General features: G+C 63.3%; 13 protein-coding genes. 6 read left to right on the top strand and 7 right to left on the bottom strand.

Annotated features, from left to right (window positions below):
* Window positions 1–64 precede the first annotated feature (64 nt).
* Both QQS38_RS04670 and QQS38_RS04675 read left to right on the top strand, forming a co-directional pair.
* Window positions 65–343, top strand: a complete 279-nt coding sequence (locus QQS38_RS04670) for a hypothetical protein (protein ID WP_479644207.1) — start codon at window positions 65–67, stop codon at window positions 341–343.
* A gap of 212 nt (window positions 344–555) precedes the next feature.
* Window positions 556–864: a hypothetical protein gene (locus tag QQS38_RS04675; protein WP_479644208.1), complete on the top strand. Its 309-nt coding sequence runs from the start codon at window positions 556–558 to the stop codon at window positions 862–864.
* A gap of 29 nt (window positions 865–893) precedes the next feature.
* Here QQS38_RS04675 and egtD read toward each other — a convergent pair whose 3' ends face one another.
* From egtD to ggt, 4 genes are all read right to left on the bottom strand, one after another.
* Window positions 894–1,889: an L-histidine N(alpha)-methyltransferase gene (gene egtD, locus QQS38_RS04680; protein ID WP_479644531.1), complete on the bottom strand. Its 996-nt coding sequence runs from the start codon at window positions 1,887–1,889 to the stop codon at window positions 894–896.
* Window positions 1,890–1,902: 13 nt separating this feature from the next.
* Window positions 1,903–3,132 carry an ergothioneine biosynthesis protein EgtB gene (egtB, locus tag QQS38_RS04685; protein ID WP_479644209.1) on the bottom strand — a complete coding sequence of 410 codons (1,230 nt, stop codon included), beginning with the start codon at window positions 3,130–3,132 and terminating at the stop codon, window positions 1,903–1,905.
* 71 nt (window positions 3,133–3,203) lie between these two features.
* On the bottom strand, window positions 3,204–4,151 hold the full coding sequence (locus tag QQS38_RS04690; RefSeq protein ID WP_479644210.1) for a DUF72 domain-containing protein: 948 nt from the start codon (window positions 4,149–4,151) through the stop codon (window positions 3,204–3,206).
* A 162-nt stretch (window positions 4,152–4,313) separates the two neighbouring features.
* Window positions 4,314–6,020, bottom strand: coding sequence for a gamma-glutamyltransferase (gene ggt / locus QQS38_RS04695; protein WP_479644532.1), 1,707 nt, complete (start codon window positions 6,018–6,020; stop codon window positions 4,314–4,316).
* A gap of 1,817 nt (window positions 6,021–7,837) precedes the next feature.
* Here ggt and QQS38_RS04700 point away from each other — a divergent pair.
* Window positions 7,838–8,539, top strand: coding sequence for a BPSS1780 family membrane protein (locus QQS38_RS04700; RefSeq protein ID WP_479644211.1), 702 nt, complete (start codon window positions 7,838–7,840; stop codon window positions 8,537–8,539).
* 76 nt (window positions 8,540–8,615) lie between these two features.
* The gene (locus QQS38_RS04705) at window positions 8,616–13,073 is read left to right on the top strand and encodes a DEAD/DEAH box helicase (RefSeq protein WP_479644212.1); all 4,458 of its coding nucleotides are present in this window, start codon (window positions 8,616–8,618) and stop codon (window positions 13,071–13,073) included.
* Window positions 13,074–13,078: 5 nt separating this feature from the next.
* On the opposite strand, the gene QQS38_RS04710 is transcribed toward QQS38_RS04705, so the two are convergent.
* Complete coding sequence (locus QQS38_RS04710) at window positions 13,079–14,293, bottom strand: sensor domain-containing phosphodiesterase (RefSeq protein ID WP_479644213.1); 1,215 nt, start codon at window positions 14,291–14,293, stop codon at window positions 13,079–13,081.
* A 255-nt stretch (window positions 14,294–14,548) separates the two neighbouring features.
* Here QQS38_RS04710 and QQS38_RS04715 point away from each other — a divergent pair, with 255 nt between their 5' ends.
* The gene (locus QQS38_RS04715) at window positions 14,549–15,508 is read left to right on the top strand and encodes a chemotaxis protein CheW (RefSeq protein WP_479644214.1); all 960 of its coding nucleotides are present in this window, start codon (window positions 14,549–14,551) and stop codon (window positions 15,506–15,508) included.
* Between the two features lie 79 nt (window positions 15,509–15,587).
* On the opposite strand, the gene QQS38_RS04720 is transcribed toward QQS38_RS04715, so the two are convergent.
* The gene (locus QQS38_RS04720; RefSeq protein WP_479644215.1) at window positions 15,588–16,049 is read right to left on the bottom strand and encodes an Lrp/AsnC family transcriptional regulator; all 462 of its coding nucleotides are present in this window, start codon (window positions 16,047–16,049) and stop codon (window positions 15,588–15,590) included.
* 74 nt (window positions 16,050–16,123) lie between these two features.
* On the opposite strand from QQS38_RS04720, the gene QQS38_RS04725 reads away from it, so the two are divergent.
* Window positions 16,124–16,852: a PIG-L deacetylase family protein gene (locus QQS38_RS04725; protein WP_479644216.1), complete on the top strand. Its 729-nt coding sequence runs from the start codon at window positions 16,124–16,126 to the stop codon at window positions 16,850–16,852.
* Here QQS38_RS04725 and QQS38_RS04730 read toward each other — a convergent pair.
* A complete protein-coding gene (locus tag QQS38_RS04730; RefSeq protein ID WP_479644217.1) occupies window positions 16,849–17,769 on the bottom strand; it encodes a glycosyltransferase family 2 protein in 921 nt (306 codons plus the stop codon). The genes QQS38_RS04725 and QQS38_RS04730 overlap by 4 nt on opposite strands.
* Window positions 17,770–17,846: the final 77 nt, after the last annotated feature.

Genomic DNA, 17,846 nt, shown 5'->3' on the forward strand with positions numbered 1-17,846 from the left:
GGGGCGGCGAGGTTGGCTCTGCGTACAATACGCACTCGTCGATCCCAACCGCAGGACGTGTTCCATGGCAATGAAGAAAACCGACCTTGAAAAGAACAAGGCGCTCAAACTCACTCAATCTTTGAAGCAAGCGCACTCGGAGCGTTTCGGCAAAGGCGCGCTAGATTCGGCCGTCAATCGCCGCGAGCAGCGCAAGCTCGATCAAGCGAAAGGGCTCGTGCCGTTCGCCTGCAAGCTCGACGGCGAACTCGTCGCGACCCTCAAGGAGCGCGCCGCGGCACACCCGGAAGGGATGAACGGCCTCATCGACGCGTTGTTGCGGCAGGCGCTGGGACAAGCGTAGCGCCGCACGCACGCTCCACTTGCACTGAAGCGTTTCGATCGGGGGGATTCTGAAAGAATGCGCTGCCACAGCGGCCGCGCGACCCGCATAAGCAAGCCCGTAATGCAGCGTTACGAATCTCGCATGCCGCTTTCACATGTATCGCGGGTCCGCTTCTACACTGCGCTCGTCTTCCACAGAAACGAGCGCATGCAGCGCGCAAGGAGTACCAAATGAACAAGAAGCTCGTCGCAGTGATGTTCGGCGTAGGTATCGCCGCGCTCGGGATCTCCAAAGCGGCATCGGCACACGTCGATCTCGCCGTCGGCATCGGCATTCCCTCGCCGGTCTACGTCGCCCCCGAGCCCGTGTATGTCGCACCGCCTCAGGTCGCCTACGCGCCAGCGCCGGTCGTCACCGGGTATTGGGGTGGCGACGACGGCTGGCGTGAACGCGAATGGCGCCGTCGTGAGTGGCGCGAGCATCAATGGCGCGAACACGAGTGGCGCGAACATCACGGCTGGGGCCGAGGCGACGACTGATACATGAATCGCAGCCCGGGCGTCGCGAATCACGGCGCCCCAGCAGCCCCTCGCTCCGGGCTGCCCAGCCAGTGAACGCTAAATAAGCGCGCCTCGTCGGTCCAGACAGGCCCGGGTTGAAATCCCGCCGTCACGGCAAGCTTACGAAAGCCTTCTATCGTGAACTTCTGCGAGCTCTCGGTATGTAGGCTTTCTCCTTCCTCGAAGTCGAAGCTTTCTCCCGCCACGCGCACGGTTTGCGCACATTGGCTCACGAGGTGCATTTCGATCCGGCGCTTACGCGGCTCGTAGAAAGCATAGTGAGTGAATGCGCGCAGGTCGAAATCGGCCGATAGCTCGGTATTCGCGCGCCGCAGCAAATTCAAATTGAACGCAGCCGTGACACCCTGAGTGTCGTTGTAGGCCCGATGCAAGGTTTGCGGATCTTTGACGAGATCGACGCCGACGAGCAAGCCTCCGCCTTCGAGCAACCGCGCAGCCAAGCGCAAGAAGACCATCGCTTCGTATTCGTCGAAGTTGCCGATCGTCGAGCCCGGGAAGAATCCGACGCGGCGCCCCGTCGCCGCATCGAGGCCCTTCAGCTGTGCTTCGTTCATGTAATCGGCCGCGACGGGCCGCACCTCCAGCCACGGACATTCGGCGTGCATGCGCCGCGCGGCATCTTCCAAATGCGACGCCGAAATATCGATCGGAAAATAGCGGCGCGGCAGCATCCGTGCTTCGAACGTGCGCAACAAGATGCGGATTTTCTCGAGCGAGCCCGCGCCGAATTCGATGATGTCCGCTTGCGGGCCGATCACTTCAGCCATTTCGCGCCCGTATCGCTCGATAATGCGCCGTTCGGTGCGGGTCGGATAGTATTCCGGCAGTTCGCAAATACGGTCGAACAGCGCGGAGCCTTGCGCATCGTAGAAATACTTTGGCGCGATACTTCGCGGCGAGCGCGACAGTCCGGCCAGCAGGTCGCGGCAAAATGCGCTGTCCGAAAGATCGGCATGCGGGCGTCCCGGAGGCGCCGCGCCCACCAGGGCGGATGCGTCAGTTGTCTCGTACAAGGCGTACTCCCGTAAACTGCCAGCGCGCCGCCGGCGGGAAAAAGTTGCGATACGTCGGGCGGGTATGTCCCGGCGGCGTCGCAATGCTGCCGCCGCGCAGCACCTGCTGCCCCACCATGAACTTGCCGTTGTATTCGGCCGCCACCCCCGGCAACGGACGAAAACCCGGATAGGGGTCGTACGAGGAGCGCGTCCATTGCCAGACGTGCCCCGTCATCTGTTCGAGGCCAGGGGCATCGAACGCCGCCTCCCACTCGAACTCCGTCGGCAGCCGCGCGCCGGCCCACTCGGCATACGCCGCAGCCTCGTAAAAACTCAGGTTCGACACCGGCGCATCGGGATCGAGCGCATGCAAGCCCGATAAGCCGAAGACGCGCCAGTTCTCGCGCCCGGCATCGTCGGCGGGCATCCAGTAAAGCGGCGCACTCCAGCCTTCGCGTTGCACCGCGGCCCAACCGTCCGATAGCCAGAGCTCTGGCCGCCTGTATCCGCCGTCGGCGATAAACGCCGCGTATTCGCCGCACGTGACGAGGCGCTGAGCGATCTCGTAAGGCCGCAACAGGTACTGGTGCCGCGGCCCTTCGTTGTCGAAGCAAAAACCTTCGCCGTCGTGCCCGATCTGCGCGACGCCGCCCGCTTGGGGCAGCCACTCCAGCGGCTGCGAGTGCAGCGGCTTGTGCGCAGCGTCGTTGCGCTTGGCACGGTACACGGGCAACAGCGGATTGCAGGAAAACGCATGCAAGATGTCGGTCAGCATCAACTCTTGATGTTGCTGCTCATGCTGCAAGCCAAGCGTAATCAACGGTTCTACGATCCCGGCCAGCTCGCCGTCCGCCGAACCGAGCAACGCCGCCACCGATGCGTCGACGTGACGACGGTAGGCGTGCACTTCCCGCACTGACGGCCGGGTCAACAGGCCTCGTTGCGGGCGGGCATGCCGCGGGCCCAAAGCTTCGTAATACGAATTGAAGAGGTATGCGTATCGTTCGTCGAACGGCCGGTACCCCAGCGCATGCGGCGCGAGCACGACGGTTTCGAAGAACCAAGTCGTATGCGCCAAATGCCATTTCGTCGGGCTTGCGTCGGGCATCGACTGGACACCCTGATCTTCTGCGGAAAGCGGTTCGGCGAGCGCGAGGCTGTAGCGCCTAACCTCGTCGTAAGCTCGCTGCAATCCTGATACGACGACGCTCATCGGATCGCTCCTGTCCATGGGTGGGACGGCCGAACATAAGATCGGCCGCGATGGCGGTACGCGCTGCGGTAGTGCGCAAGCGTTCCACTTTAAGTCGTTTTCGGCGCGACTGCTTTAGCGCGTGCCGGGCGCGGCCGCTGGGCGGGCGCCGGCATGGGCAATGGGTCGATGTCTCCGCTCAGCCGCGCCTTCAATCTTCGAGCATCGAACGGCGCCTCCACTTTCTGATCGTTGTCGAAATAGCAAAACACGTCTCGTCTCTCACGGGCAGGCCGCGCGGTCGATAGCCGTTTGGCGTCGCACGGTTCTTCGCCAACCGACCATGCCTGAATGCGTTGGGCCCAGCGATCGAGCGCAGGTTCCGAATAAGCGCCGCTGTATAGCGTTTCCGTGCGGTGCAGCCGCATATAGACGAAGTCGGCCGTGACGTCCTCGAAGTACGGCCATCCCACCACCGAATCGGATATCACGAGCGACGCATGATGGCGCCGCAAAATGTCAGGAAATTGAGCGCCGCAAAAACTCGCATGCCGCACCTCCACCGCATGGCGCAGCGGGCCGTGCCGCTTCGTTTCGCACCAGGGACGTTTGACGCGCGCATCGTGCCTTCGGGCCAGGGCGATCGCATCGTCGATCGAGCGAGGGAGCAGCGCCAAGAACCGGTCGAGCCGCTCGGCATCGAACGAAAAATTCGGAGGAAATTGCCAGAGGAATGGGCCCAGCTTCTCTTCGAGCGCCAACACGCCCGACGCGAAAAAATTCGCAATCGCCGGCAACGCCGTGTCGTCGCGAAAACGCAGCATGTGGGTTAGATACCGAGGCCCCTTCACGCTGAAGACGAAATTCTCCGGCGTCGCCTCATACCACGATCGATAGCTGCCGATGGTCTGCAACGAATAATGCGAGCCGTTGATCTCGATGGTATCGACGACGCGCGACGCGTGCTCGAGCTCCCGCACCTGCGCCAAGCCCTTCGGATAGAACACGCCGCGCCAGCCCGCATAGCGCCAGCCCGATATGCCGATGTGGATCGTCATCGTCCCGGTATGGTGTTTATCGAAGCTGCATTGCAGCAAGCACCGTTCCCGACAGACCTTCGTGGTGCGAGACGGCCGCTGCGGGCGGCGGGCCGTCTCCAACTGATCGTGCGCAGGCTTACCGCACCTTCACCGCACCTTCACCGCACCTTTACCGCACCATTACTGCACCGTGCGCGTCACCCCGCGGCCGCGCGGATCGGCCACGGCTTCGGGCGAATCGCCGTCCACTTTGATAACCTGAATGTCGCCGTTGAAGTTTTGCCCCTTCAAGACATAGCCTTTTGCTTCGAGCGCCTGCGCGAGATCTCCCTCGATCGGCTTGTACGGCTCCCAGAAGATCGTGTTGGGCGGCAACAACTGGTGATGGAAACGCATCGCGGCAACGGCGGCAGGCAACGGCATGCCGAAGTCGTAGACGTTCGTCATCACTTGGAAGATGGACGTGAAGATGCGCGAGCCGCCGGGCGTGCCGATCACCATCGCGACCTTGCCGTCTTTGGTCAGGATCGTCGGCGTCATCGACGATAGCGGCCGCTTCTTCGGTTCGATCGCATTCGCGTCGCTGCCCACCACGCCGAACATGTTCGCGACGCCCGGCTTGGCGGAAAAATCGTCCATTTCGTCGTTCAACAGCACACCGGTGCCATCCACCACCTCGCCGGAGCCGAAGTAGCCGTTCAGCGTGTAGGTGTTCGAGACGGCGTTGCCCCATTTGTCGACGATCGAGAAATGCGTCGTTTCCGCCTTCTCGGGCATGGAGGTGCCGAGCCCCGGTTGCACGGCTTTCGTGTCCGTGGGCTTCTCGGGATCGACTTCCGCGGCTCGCTTCGCGATGTAGGCGTCGTCGGTCAATTGGGCGATCGGCACTTTGTAGAAATCGGGATCGCCCAGATATTGCGCGCGATCGGCGAACACTCGCTTCTCGATTTCCGCGACGAGATGGACGTATTGCGGCGAATTGAGTTTCACGCCCGCGAAATCGTCCTTGAGATCGGCCTTCATGTTCAGCAACTGCACCAACCCGATGCCGCCGGAGCTCGGCGGCGGCGCCGTGATCACGCGGTAGCCGTTCCAATTGGCCTGAACCGGTTGGCGCCACACGGCTTTGTATTCGTGAAGGTCCTCTTTCGTGATGAGGCCGCCGCGCGCTTTCATCGATGCGGCGATCAATTCAGCCGTTTTGCCCTCGTAAAAACCTTTCGCGCCTTGATTGGCGATGCGTGCCAGCGTGGCGGCCAATTCCGGTTGCTTGAACATCTCGCCGGCCTTCAATTGCCCGAAGTATTGGCCGAAGTTGGTTTTGTCGTTGAGCTCTTTGGCTGCCGCGTCGCGGCGCTGCTGCAGTTGCTCGCTGACTTCGAATCCGTCGCGCGCGTAGTGGATCGCGGGCGCGAGCACCTGTTTCCATTTCAGCTTGCCGAATCGCTTTTGCACTTCCCACATACCTTCGACGGTGCCCGGCACGCCGACGGCACGCATGCCGACCAAGCTCATGCCTTTGACGACGTTGCCGTCTTTGTCTAGATACATGTCTTTGGTCGCAGCGAGCGGCGCGCGCTCGCGATAGTCCATGAAGTACGGCTTGCCGTTGACGTAGAGCGTCATGAAGCCTCCGCCCCCGATGTTGCCCGCTTCGGGATAGGTCACAGCAAGCGTGAATGCCACCGCGACCGCGGCGTCGACCGCATTGCCGCCTTCCTTGAAGATCCGTTCGGCCGCATCGGCGCTGAACTCGTCGGCCACGGCCATCGCCGATGCGGACAAAACCGGCTGAGGCGTGCCCGTCTTGGCCCACGCGGGCGCACCGGGCGCGAAGCCGAGCGAGATGGTTGTTGCGAGTACCCACCCGCACACGCGGGTAGCCATGCCGATCCCACTCGTCGCTTTCATGCTCGATCCTCCATGGTCGTCTCACTCGTCTCACAGACGCAAGCCAAAATGACCGCCTCGCCGCTTATAGCACGCGCAAATCATAGAGGGAATCGAGCATTTGCGTAGGGTCGGATGGGGCCGGGGGTCGAGACACGCGTTGCGGCCGATGTTCAATACGGTCGGCTGCGGCGCGCGCGGTGATCGGGGACGAGTGGATTTCCCGCAGGACGATGCGGACAGCCTAGCACTCAACTGTGATGTAGAACGAACTCGGGAGCCACGGTCGAGGCGACATTTCAATCGAAAAGTCGCACCCGGAACGAGGGACTTGCAAAATTCACTTCCCTGACATTAGAGGGATCCCGGTATAGCCGATCTCTTAAAATTCTCTTCCGGTCCGATCTCGCCCGAAGGCGATAAACTCGAGATTAACATTACCCCCTTTCATACAAATATTCGCCATGAGAAATCGTTTCATTATTTCTTTCGCAACCACTTACAACGACCGAGATAAATCAATTTTCACACGAATAGCGGATTGTGTCGATTCAACAGAGAGAACCGCATAAGGCAGGACTCAATCGATCAAAGCATGACGCACAAAGCAAGACAACCGCTCAAAGTGTCCGAAACCTTCTTACAGCGATTCTCTTGAAATCATCATCTCGCTCCTAAGCCATATGTTCCCGGGTGCGGCGCACATCGAGCCCACCTTTAGATTACTTTTTTCCGTTCTCAGTTCTCGCCCGACCCTGCGGAGGAGCTGCCGTCAACGAACTCAATCGATCGCAAAATCGCTTTCATTTTCGGTAACTCGTTGATATTTTTGTGGACGAGGTATTCGACGAATGTACCAGTTTTGATACACCAACAATATTATCCGTTGCGCACCCGATGTCAGATAGTTGCAATCCGTTTTTGCGAACAGCAGTAACAGCCGGACATGCCCAATAAAACCCCGCGCTATCGGCTGCATTGTCGACGTCAAAATGACCATCGTCTAGCACTAACAACATCGGGGTTCCAACCCACTTCGGGGTATCGCGCTGTCCCGACCTCCGTTTGGGGAAATGCGCGGAAATTTCCGTAAACCTTATGTTCCCGGGCGAAGGTTATCTGAATCAAACCGCGCCCGTAATAGGGGATGTATATCCTACGCTCACCGTCACCCTCTTTAACCAATCTGAGATACCCGGGTTCCACAATGGATTGAGCAAGGAAATGCAATCCCCGCTGGGCAGTCGAGGAAATCCCGAATTTTTCTGACCATACGGCTAAACGGTAACACCCAGGTTTTGGCTCGGCCGTACGCCACGCTCCATGCAGCAACGGTTTGCTCTCGAAATTCGGTGTGAACAAGATGTCGATTGACGCGCGGGATGCATTGCGCAAGCTCGTGTTCGGCGAACCACCCGCACTTCCGAAACTCCCGAATAAACCTAACCGGGTGAAAATGCCAAACATTCGAATCTTCCAGCCCGGCATCGCCCCACCACTGTAGCGCCTCGACGAAACGCATGCCACCGTCCTAATCAGTACGCACGCAGCTGGAATCGCCTGGGATCCGGCATTCTATTTGTCGATCCGGGTCGGATCGATGACTCGCGATTATCTCGGACAGATCTTAGGTAAAACGCATTCACACCGATGCGCGCGAAGAGAGTTGGGGCAAGTATTGCCGCGAATGAGCCCACTTCCGGTGAAAATCGGAAATTCCTCCCTCTCCGTCAGCACACCTGCAGCAACCGCGCCATAATTGCGCATAGGTTCGACCGCTTTTCCCCCCGCCTTTCAATTCGGAGGAGTCTTACATGCAAATGCGCGCGGTCCCCGCACGCCAGGGCACGCGATGGTTCGCCGAGGGCTGGACGCTATTCCAGCAACGCCCCGGGATGTGGATCATGCTCGGCCTCATCGATCTGCTCGTCACCGTCCTGCTGGTCGAATTGCCCTACGCGAGCGACCTCGCGGCCGTCTTCACCGTGCTCTGGACCGGTGGCATGATCTACGCCGCCGATCATTGCCGAACGACCGGCGCGGTTGGGTTGGCCGATGTGATGCGCGGCATCCGCGAGCATTTCGAACCGCTGTTCGCGGCCGCCGTGTTCGGGTTGCTGATCACGATCGTCTGCGACCTGACGGGCGAGCGCGCATCGAGCGCACTGCGTCTATTGGCATTCGGCGGCGCGACCGGCGATGCGCGAACCGTGCTCGCTTTGATAGCGGGCGCGCTGTATCTGGCAACCGCTGCGGTCGGCACGATGGCCTTATGGCTCGCCCCGGCATTGATCGTGCTGAACGGCGCAACGGCAGCCGATGCGCTACGAGCCAGTTTCGCGGCAACATGGCGCAATGGGTCTGCCGCGCTCGTGTACGGCGGCATCACGGCCGGCCTTTTGATCGCTTGCGTGCTGACGCTCGGCGTCGCCACGCTTGTCGTTGCTCCACTCATCTATCTATCGACATATGCGGCAAGCCTCGACATGTTTCCGCCCGATCCAACGATCGGCTAAGTACCCCGGCCCCGACACGCACGCCGAAATCGTTAGGTGTCCTTGATAATCGCGCGCCCATCGCCATCTTGACGACATGAATGCTCCCTCGGCTGTCGACCTGCTGGCCACGTTTCACCCGGCCGTCGCCGCATGGTTCGAGTCGGCCTTCAGCGCACCGACCGACGCCCAAATGCGCGCGTGGCCGCACATTCGCAGCGGCATACCGACGCTCGTCGCCGCACCGACAGGCTCGGGCAAGACACTCACGGCATTTCTTTGGGCGCTCGACGAGCTCGTGCGCGACGGGCTCGCCCATGGCGGCACGCTGCCCGACGAAACGCTTGTTGTATACGTGTCGCCGCTCAAAGCGCTATCGAACGATATCCACACCAACCTCGAACGCCCGCTTGCGGGCATAGGCGAAGCGCTGGCGGCGCAAGGGCTGCCGCGCGTGGAGATCCGCACGGCGGTTCGCACCGGCGACACCACCGCGCAAGAGCGCAACGCGCTCAAAAAACGGCCCGCGCATATCCTCGTCACGACGCCCGAATCACTCTATGTCTTACTGTCCTCCGATTCCGGCCGCCGCATTCTTTCGACCACCCGCACGGTCATCGTCGACGAAATCCACGCAATGGCCGGCAGCAAGCGCGGCGCGCATCTCGCGCTATCGCTCGAACGTCTGGACACGCTTTGCAAGCGGCGTTTGCCGCGCATCGGGCTATCGGCCACGCAAAAGCCGATCGAGGCGGTGGCGCGCTTTCTCGTGGGCGTGAGCGACGATGCGCGCTGCGCCATCGTCGATGTCGGGCATCACCGAGCACGAGACCTCGCGCTCGAACTCCCGCCCGTGCCGCTCGAAGCTGTCATGCCCAACGAGGTTTGGGAACGCGTCTACGATCGGCTGGCCGAACTCGCCAGCACGCACGCCACCACGCTGATCTTCGTCAATACTCGCCGCATGGCGGAGCGCGCCGCGCGCCATTTGACCGAACGCCTAGGCAAGCAGGCCGTAGCCGCGCATCACGGCAGCATGGCGAAAGAGCATCGGCTCGATGCGGAGCAGCGTCTGAAGCGCGGCGCATTACGCGTGTTGATCGCCACCGCATCGCTCGAATTGGGCATCGACATCGGCGACGTCGATCTCGTCTGTCAACTCGGCTCACCTCGCGCCATCGCGTCATTTCTGCAGCGCGTCGGGCGCTCGGGGCATCAGGTCGGCGGCATGCCCAAGGGCCGCCTCTTTCCCACCTCGCGCGACGATCTCGTAGAATGCGCCGCCCTCATCGACTGCGTGAGACGCGGCGAGCTCGACACATTGACGGTGCCGCATGCGCCGCTAGACGTACTGGCGCAACAAATCGTCGCGGAAGCGTCCTGCGAGGAATGGAGCGAAGGCGCCCTGTTCGATTGTTTCAAACGCGCCGCGCCCTATGCCGATCTCCCGCGCGAGCAGTACGACGCGGTATTGCGCATGCTCTCGCAAGGCTATACGAGCCGCCACGGCCCGCGCGGCGCCTACATTCACCGCGACGTCGTGACGGGCATGCTGCGCGGGCGGCGCGGCGGGAAGATGACGGCCGTCACATCGGGCGGGACGATCCCCGACAACGCCGACTATGCCGTGCTGCTCGAACCGCAAGGCTTGAACATCGGCACCGTCAACGAAGACTTCGCCGTGGAAAGCCTTGCGGGAGACATCTTCCAACTCGGCAACACGTCGTACCGGATCCTGCGTGTCGAACCGGGGCGCGTGCGCGTCGTCGACGCCCAAGGGCAGGCGCCGAACATCCCGTTCTGGCTCGGCGAAGCGCCCGGGCGCAGCGATGAGCTTTCGGCCGCCATCTCCCGCCTGCGGATGCGTATCGACGCATTGATCGGCGGCACCAAGCAATCGAACGACGCGGGCGAGAACGGTCAGGCGCTCGGGAGCGTCGTCCAGACGCTGATGCATGAACTGGTCATCGATGAAGTCGCCGCGCGTCAAATCGTCGAGTATCTCGCGCGCGCGCGAGCGGCACTCACGGTCCTGCCCTCGCAAAACACGCTCGTCATGGAGCGGTTCTTCGACGAATCGGGTGGCACGCAACTCGTCATTCATTCGCTCTTTGGCAGCCGCATCAATCGCGCATGGGGCCTTGCGCTCAGAAAGCGCTTTTGTCGAACCTTCAATTTCGAGCTGCAGGCCGCGGCCACCGAAGATGCGATCGTTTTGTCGCTGACGGGCAGCCACAGCTTCGCGCTCGACGAAGTGTGGCGCTTCCTCCATTCGAATAGCGCCGAGCATGTATTGATTCAAGCATTGCTCGATGCGCCGCTGTTCAACGTCCGCTGGCGCTGGAACGCCACCACTTCGCTCGCGTTGCCGCGCTTCACCGGCGGGCGCAAAACGCCGCCGCAATTGCAGCGCATGAAGAGCGAGGATTTGCTCGCCGCCGTGTTCCCCGATCAGGTGGCGTGTCTGGAGAACATCGCGGGCGAGCGGGAGTTGCCGCATCATCCGCTCGTCGATCAAACGATCGACGATTGCCTGCACGAAGCGATGGATTGCGAGGGGTGGCTCGCCCTGCTGCGCCGGATCGAGCAAGGCGACATCGCGCTGGTGACGCGCGAGCTCACCGCCCCCTCGCCGCTCGCGGCCGAGATTCTCAATGCGCGGCCCTACGCCTTCCTCGACGACGCCCCCCTCGAGGAGCGCCGCACGCAGGCCGTTCTATCGCGGCGCTGGAGCGATCCGCAAGACGCGTCCGATCTGGGCGCGCTCGATAGGGACGCGATCGCGGCCGTGCGCGAGGAAGCCTGGCCGCAGGTGCGCAGCACGGACGAAATGCATGAGGCGTTGACGGGGCTCGCTTGCATCAACGAGACGGAGGCGCGATCGAACGAGGGGTGGCTCGCATGGCTCGACGCGCTCGCACGCGCGGGGCGAGCCACGCGCATGCAGATCGCCGAGAACGAAGCGCTCTGGCTGCCCATCGAACGCCTGACATGCCTGCGCGCGATCTACCCCGATGCTGCGTTCGCCCCGCGACTCGTTGCGCCGCCGGGCTTCGACGACGAATGGGCGGAGGCCGATGCGCTCGTGGACGTGTTGCGCGCAAGGCTCTCCGGCCTCGGGCCCGAGCCGGTGCCGGTGCTTGCGCGCTCGCTCGCGCTGCCCGCGTCGAACGTAGCCGCCGCACTCGTGAAGCTCGAAAACGAGGGCTACGCCATGAGAGGCCGCTTCACCCCGGGCGCGGAGCAGGACGAATGGTGCGAGCGGCATCTGCTCGCGCGCATTCATCGATACACGATCAAGCGGCTGCGCCGCGAGATCGAGCCGGTCGAACGTGCCGACTTCGTGCGCTTTCTGCTCGAATGGCAACGTCTCGCCCCGGCCGCGCGCGGGATGGGACGCGAGGCGCTTGCCGCGACGCTCGAACAACTCGAAGGCTTCGAAGCCGCGGCGGCGGCGTGGGAGGAAGACATCTTGCCTGCGCGTCTGCGCGACTATGCCGGCACGACGCTCGACGAACTCTGTCGCTCCGGCCAATTCGTGTGGGCTCGATTCGCAGCCGATGGGCGCGGCGCTTCGGCCCCGGTGCGAACGACGCCGATCGTCTTACTGCCGCGCCGCACGCTGCCAATTTGGCACGGGCTGATCGATCGCCGCTCGGCCGAGCCCGCACCCGCCGATACCGCTGCGCTTTCGCCCCGCGCGAGGCTGCTGTTCGACGCGCTGTCGCGGCACGGCGCGATGTTCTTCGACGAACTGCTCGGCGAAGCGCACGCGTTGCCGCTCGAAGTCGAAACCGCGCTCGGCGAACTGGTGGCGGGCGGGTTCGTCAATGCGGATAGTTTCGCGGGGCTGCGCGCGCTGATCGCGCCTGCCGCGGCGCGCCACCGCGGCTCGCGCGCCATGGCGCGGCGCGCTGGGCATCGTGGCGCGTTCATCGGCGGCATGCAAGATGCCGGCCGATGGGCGCTGCTGCGGCGGCCGACGAGTTCGGGACGACCGGCCGAGAGCGATACGCAGCCAAGCGCGAACGGTGCATCGGCTATCGCTACGTCATCGTCTCCCTCCGCGTCATCGCGCATTGGCGCTCCTGCGCTGCCGCCCGATATCGCCGAGCACGCGGCCATGTCGTTGCTGCGCCGCTACGGCGTCGTCTTCTGGCAACTGTTGGAGCGCGAAGCAGGATGGCTGCCGCGTTGGCGCGACCTTTTGCGCGTGTTCCATCGCTTGGAAGCGCGCGGTCTCGTTCGAGGCGGCCGCTTCGTCAACGGCCTTTCCGGTGAACAGTTCGCATTGCCCGAAGCGCTAGCGTTGCTGCGAGACGTACGCAAGCGCACGCCGGACGGGCAGTTCGTCTGCGTTTGCGCTGTCGATCCGCTCAACGTCGTCGGCACGGTGTTGCCGGGCGAGAAGGTGCCCGCTTTGGTCGGCAACCGCATTGCCTTGCGCGATGGCGCATGCGTCGCCACGCTGATCGGGGGCAAGTTCGAGTTCGCGGCGCAGCTATCGCCCTCGGAACAAGAAACCGCACGGCTTTGCCTTGCCCGCCGCGCGTGAACGCTTCAGGCCAGATGCCTGGACAACCCTTCGAACAAGATATCGGCGCCGAGCACGAAGCCATGCTCGCCCATGCGCACGAACACCGACAAGGTCACGCATAAGTTCGTCGAACTCGACGACATATAGGGCTCGCTGACGATCGTCTCGCCCGGCCGAAGCAATGCATCGCGAAAATAAGCGCGCTTGGACCAATTGGCGCCCGCCCTGCGCGCGAGCAACGGAAATGTCGCACAGCGCCGCTCGCAATGATGCTCCGATTCGACGTTCTCGCCGACTTGCCGCCCCGTCTCGTCGAGCACGAACACACGCAACGCCCATTCGCATTCCAAGAAATGGCGCGCGGCATACGCCAGCGGTTGCTCCAAGCACCAGGCATCCTTGAAGCGCCCGAACGCGCGCCGGTATGGCGCGAGTTCGTCCAGATCGGCGATGCGGCGCAATTTGCGAGCGTCGCCGGGCCGCGCATCGAGCGGCGGCGCCGAACCGGCGCCGAAGGGAACGAGTGCTTCGACCTCGATCGCCGGCCGCCCGAAAAAGTAGCCTTGAACGAAATCCGCATCGCAGTCGGCGCTCAGCCTGGCCTGCTCTTCGGTCTCGATCCCTTCGATCACGACGAAGGTACCGATGTCGTGCAGTAAATCGACGAGTCGCAGCAAGCTGCGCGCATTCCGGTAGCTTTCGACCGCCTTGCAAATCAACTCGCGATCGAGCTTGACCACGTCGGGGCGCAAATCCCACACGCGGCCGAGATTCGTCAAACCCGCGCCGAAATCGTCGAGCGCAATCAAGAATCCGCGCGCTCGCAACCGCTCGACGGCGTCGATCAGCGCGGCGGGCGTCTCTTGGCGCGCCTCGAGCACTTCGATCACGATGCGATTGGGCGCCACCGCGCTATCGACGAGTTCTTGCGCCAACGCCGGACCATGGACCGGATCGGCCAGCACGTCCGGGTGCAAATTGGCGAAGAGCACATGCTGCTCATGAGCGAACTGCGCGAAACGCGACACGTGGCGTTGCAAGCAGGCGCGCTCGAACTCCCCGCAACGCCCCGCGTGCCGCGCAGCGGCGAACGCGGCTTCGGGCGAGCACGATTTCCCGTCGGCATGCCGGGCGCGCAGCAGCGCCTCATAGCCCACGGCAGCGCCGTGCGCCAGCGAGAGCACGGGCTGAAAGGCGCTTTCTATATACGGTAGGTCGGGCGCTGAGGCATCGATCATGAAGAGAATCGATTCGTTGGGGTCGGGAGCAAGCGTCGGTCGAGCGCCTCGGACACAGCTCGTGTGGCGGTCCTTGGCAGGATATAACGTCAGATGTTTGCGCCAACTTGATAGTTTTGTCGGGGGAAACACGGAGCCGTATTAATTTTTTGGGCGAAACGCCGTTATCAGCGTTATAGCCCGTGCGGCCTCGGCGCTCGCCTTCCGGAAAAGGTGCAACCGCTGCTCACGGGCGCAACCCACGAGGAAATTTCGATGGCCGCTGATCATCACTCGATCGACGAACGCACCAACCTGACGAGCACGAACAAGTTCGAACTCCTGCTGTTCCGCCTGGGCGCCGCGCCCGGCAACGACGACTCGCACGAGTTGTACGGCATCAACGTGTTCAAAGTGCGCGAGATCATGACCATGCCGGCAATCACGCCGATCGCCGGGGCCTCGGATCACATGATCGGCGCTGTCGACATCCGCGGCCAGATCATTCCCGTGATCGACCTGCCCAAGCTCATGGGCTGCAATCCGACGCGCGGCTTGAACATCCTGCTCGTGACCGAGTTCGCGCGCTCGACGCAGGCGTTCGCGGTAGAGGAAGTCGACGACATCGTTCGCCTAGAGTGGAATCAGGTGCTTTCGGCCGAAGGTTCGGCGGGCGGCGGCTCGGTCACCAGCATTGCCCGCATCGACGGCAATACGGGCGATTCGCGGCTAGCGCAGGTGGTGGACGTCGAGCAGGTATTGCGCGACGTATTCCCGGCGCAGCATCCCAGCGTGGAACCGGCCGACGTGGGCACGTCGGTCAAGATGACCGGCGGAGCCAAGATTCTCGCCGCCGACGATTCGGGCTTCGCGCGCAAGCTCATCGAGCAGAGCCTGGCGGCGCTCGGCGCACAGTACATCATCACGAAGACCGGGCAAGAGGCCTGGGATACGCTCACCAAGATTGCCGAAGAAGCGCAGAAGGAAGGCGTTCGAACGCGCGACAAGGTGGCGCTCGTGCTGACCGACCTCGAAATGCCCGAAATGGACGGCTTCATGCTCACGCGCCAAATCAAGGCCGACGAGCGCATGCGGGACATCCCCGTCATCATCCATTCCTCGCTCACGGGCACGGCCAACGAGGCGCACGTCAAGAATGCCGGCGCCACGGGCTACGTCGCGAAATTCGCAGCGGGCGACTTGGCCGAGGCGATCCGTCAGGCGCTCGCCGCTTAAGCATTCGCGGTTTTGCGCGGTTCCCGAGGCGAACTTCGAGCGCTCGCTCATCGCCCTCACACGACGCGGGCCCGTCGGCTCAGAGTAGCGGCAGGCCCGCGTCGCGTTTCACTTCGCGTAGCGACAGCACCGATTCCACCGACGTGACTCCCGGCAATGCGCGCAGCACGTCGCGCACGAACGCGCCGTAATCCTCGAGATCGCGTGCGACCACGTGAAGCAGGTAATCGGCGCTGCCCGAGACGTTGTGACACGAGACGATGCGCTCGATCGCCTGTATCTGCCGCTCGAACTCGTCGGCAAGACGCCGGTCGTGAACGCCGAAGCGCACGAGTGCGAACGCCGTCACGCCAATGTGCAGCGCCGATCTCGACAGCACGGCGCGATACCCCTCGATATAGCCGTCGGCTTCCAACCGCTTCAAGCGGCGCGCGCACGGGGTCTCGCTCAAGCCGACCGCTTCGGCGAGACTCGCGTTCGTGATGCGGCCGTCCCCTTGCATCGCCATGAGGATGGCTCGGTCGGTCTTGTCCAAAGTCATGCTCGCAGCCCGTCGTTCCGAAGCTGCGATGTTAGCGCATGCATATGGGCATCGTGTTTGCTCCGCGTTGCGACATGCGAACGCGCCTACCTTCGATGCGGCAGCCTGCCGCGCCCTGCCTCGTCGTATCGCCGCATCTGGACGACGCGGTCTTCAGTTGCGGCTTGCTGCTGGCAAGCCGGCCGAACACCGTCGTCTGCACGGTCTTTTGCGGCGAGCCTCAGCCGCCGATGCACACGCCGTGGGACAGTAGCGCGGGACATCGCGATTCGAGCGAAGCGATGCGGGCGCGAATCGCCGAGGACGAATGCGCCCTGACGATCTTGAGCTCGCGCCCGATTCGACTGTCGTTCCTCGACAGTCAATATGGCGCAACGCCGTCGGCGCAGGAAATCGCGTGCGCGCTGGCCGAGGTTTGGCGGCATGCCGGCGCCCCGCCGCTCGTCGCTCCGCTAGGCCTTCACCACTCCGACCACGTGCTCGTGGCCGACGCGTGCGCGATGCTGGCGCAACGGCAAAGCATGCCTGCCTTGATGGTTTACGAAGATGCACCCTATCGAGCGATGCGCGGCGTCAGCAGGCTTCGGTACGAAGCGCTGGCGGCGCAAGGCTGGCGCATCGAGCGGATCGATTGGCCCGGCGGCGGCGCGGCACCGTCGCCTCGCGCGGGCGCCGCCAATGCGAAATGGCGGGCCGTGCATGCATATCGTAGCCAACTGCGCGCATTCGCCGATCCACATCCGCACGATTTGACCGAACCCGAGCGCTATGCGCGGCTCGTGCCGCATGAGGCGCAACGCTAACGCAATCGATCGGGCTCGACCGCCGCTTCGGCGATAGGCGCGATCCCGGCCGCCGCGGCTTCCGCTGCGCGCACCTGCCGCCGCATTCGCAACACGCGCTCGCCCACGACACGCCGTCGCGGCAGCGCCCATGCGATGCCCGCAATCAATGCGAGCGTGTCGCCGACTAACGCCCCCTCTTTCGTAAAAACGGCCAACGCATGCCCCGACGCGGCAACGGCCGCGGACAAGGGAAGCCGCAGCCATGCAACGAGCGCGGCATTGCGCGCAAGCATGCGCCGACGCAAGTTCGCATCGCGCGCCGGCGAGGGACGGTGCGTCACGGTCGATCCGTCGCAATAGACGATGGCGTGGCCGCGCTCGAGCACATCGAGCGACACGAGCGACTCCTCCCCTCCAATGAACAAGCGCGGTTCGTATCCGCCCACGTCGCGAAACACCTGCGTACGAAACACGCATGCGCCCGCCATGTAGCCGATGAGCGCGGGCCCCGGCAAGCTCGCGCGCTCGAGCGGGCTCGCCCTCATCCGCTCGCAGGTCGGGTCGATGCGCTGTTCATCGCCCACCAAAACGCGCGCGGACAGGACCGCGACATGGGGCGAAGCATCCAATACCCGCACCGCATGGGCCAGCGCCCCGGGCGACCAGCGCGTGTCGTCGTCGCTGAACGCGACATACTCCGTGTCCACCTGCGCGACCCCGAGGTTTCGGCCCGCAGCGCCCAAATTAGCGTTGCACGCTACCACCCGCGCCTGCGGAAAACGTTGCCGCACTCGTTTTGGCGTACCGTCGCGCGAGCCGTTGTCCACCACGATGACTGGTGGCCTCTCCGGCAGCGCGAGCAGATGCTCGACGGTTTTCGACACTTCGGTGAGCCGGTTATGGGTCAGCACTACCACGGAGATACGGGCGCTCATGCGCTTGAATCCTCCCAGAACGTCGCGCACATCGGCGCACAACGCGCGCGACGCTCGCGGCCTGAACGACAGCAATA

Source organism: Trinickia sp. Z7, from assembly GCF_056498045.1.

Bases quoted from the DNA above. Each gene is read 5' to 3' on its own strand.
- QQS38_RS04670 (WP_479644207.1), top strand. From the start codon at position 65: ATGGCAATGAAGAAAACCGACCTTGAAAAGAACAAGGCGCTCAAACTC.
- QQS38_RS04675 (WP_479644208.1), top strand. From the start codon at position 556: ATGAACAAGAAGCTCGTCGCAGTGATGTTCGGCGTAGGTATCGCCGCG.
- egtB (WP_479644209.1), bottom strand. From the start codon at position 3,132: ATGGACAGGAGCGATCCGATGAGCGTCGTCGTATCAGGATTGCAGCGA.
- QQS38_RS04690 (WP_479644210.1), bottom strand. From the start codon at position 4,151: ATGACGATCCACATCGGCATATCGGGCTGGCGCTATGCGGGCTGGCGC.
- ggt (WP_479644532.1), bottom strand. From the start codon at position 6,020: ATGGCTACCCGCGTGTGCGGGTGGGTACTCGCAACAACCATCTCGCTC.
- QQS38_RS04700 (WP_479644211.1), top strand. From the start codon at position 7,838: ATGCAAATGCGCGCGGTCCCCGCACGCCAGGGCACGCGATGGTTCGCC.
- QQS38_RS04705 (WP_479644212.1), top strand. From the start codon at position 8,616: ATGAATGCTCCCTCGGCTGTCGACCTGCTGGCCACGTTTCACCCGGCC.
- QQS38_RS04710 (WP_479644213.1), bottom strand. From the start codon at position 14,293: ATGATCGATGCCTCAGCGCCCGACCTACCGTATATAGAAAGCGCCTTT.
- QQS38_RS04715 (WP_479644214.1), top strand. From the start codon at position 14,549: ATGGCCGCTGATCATCACTCGATCGACGAACGCACCAACCTGACGAGC.
- QQS38_RS04720 (WP_479644215.1), bottom strand. From the start codon at position 16,049: ATGACTTTGGACAAGACCGACCGAGCCATCCTCATGGCGATGCAAGGG.
- QQS38_RS04725 (WP_479644216.1), top strand. From the start codon at position 16,124: ATGCGAACGCGCCTACCTTCGATGCGGCAGCCTGCCGCGCCCTGCCTC.
- QQS38_RS04730 (WP_479644217.1), bottom strand. From the start codon at position 17,769: ATGAGCGCCCGTATCTCCGTGGTAGTGCTGACCCATAACCGGCTCACC.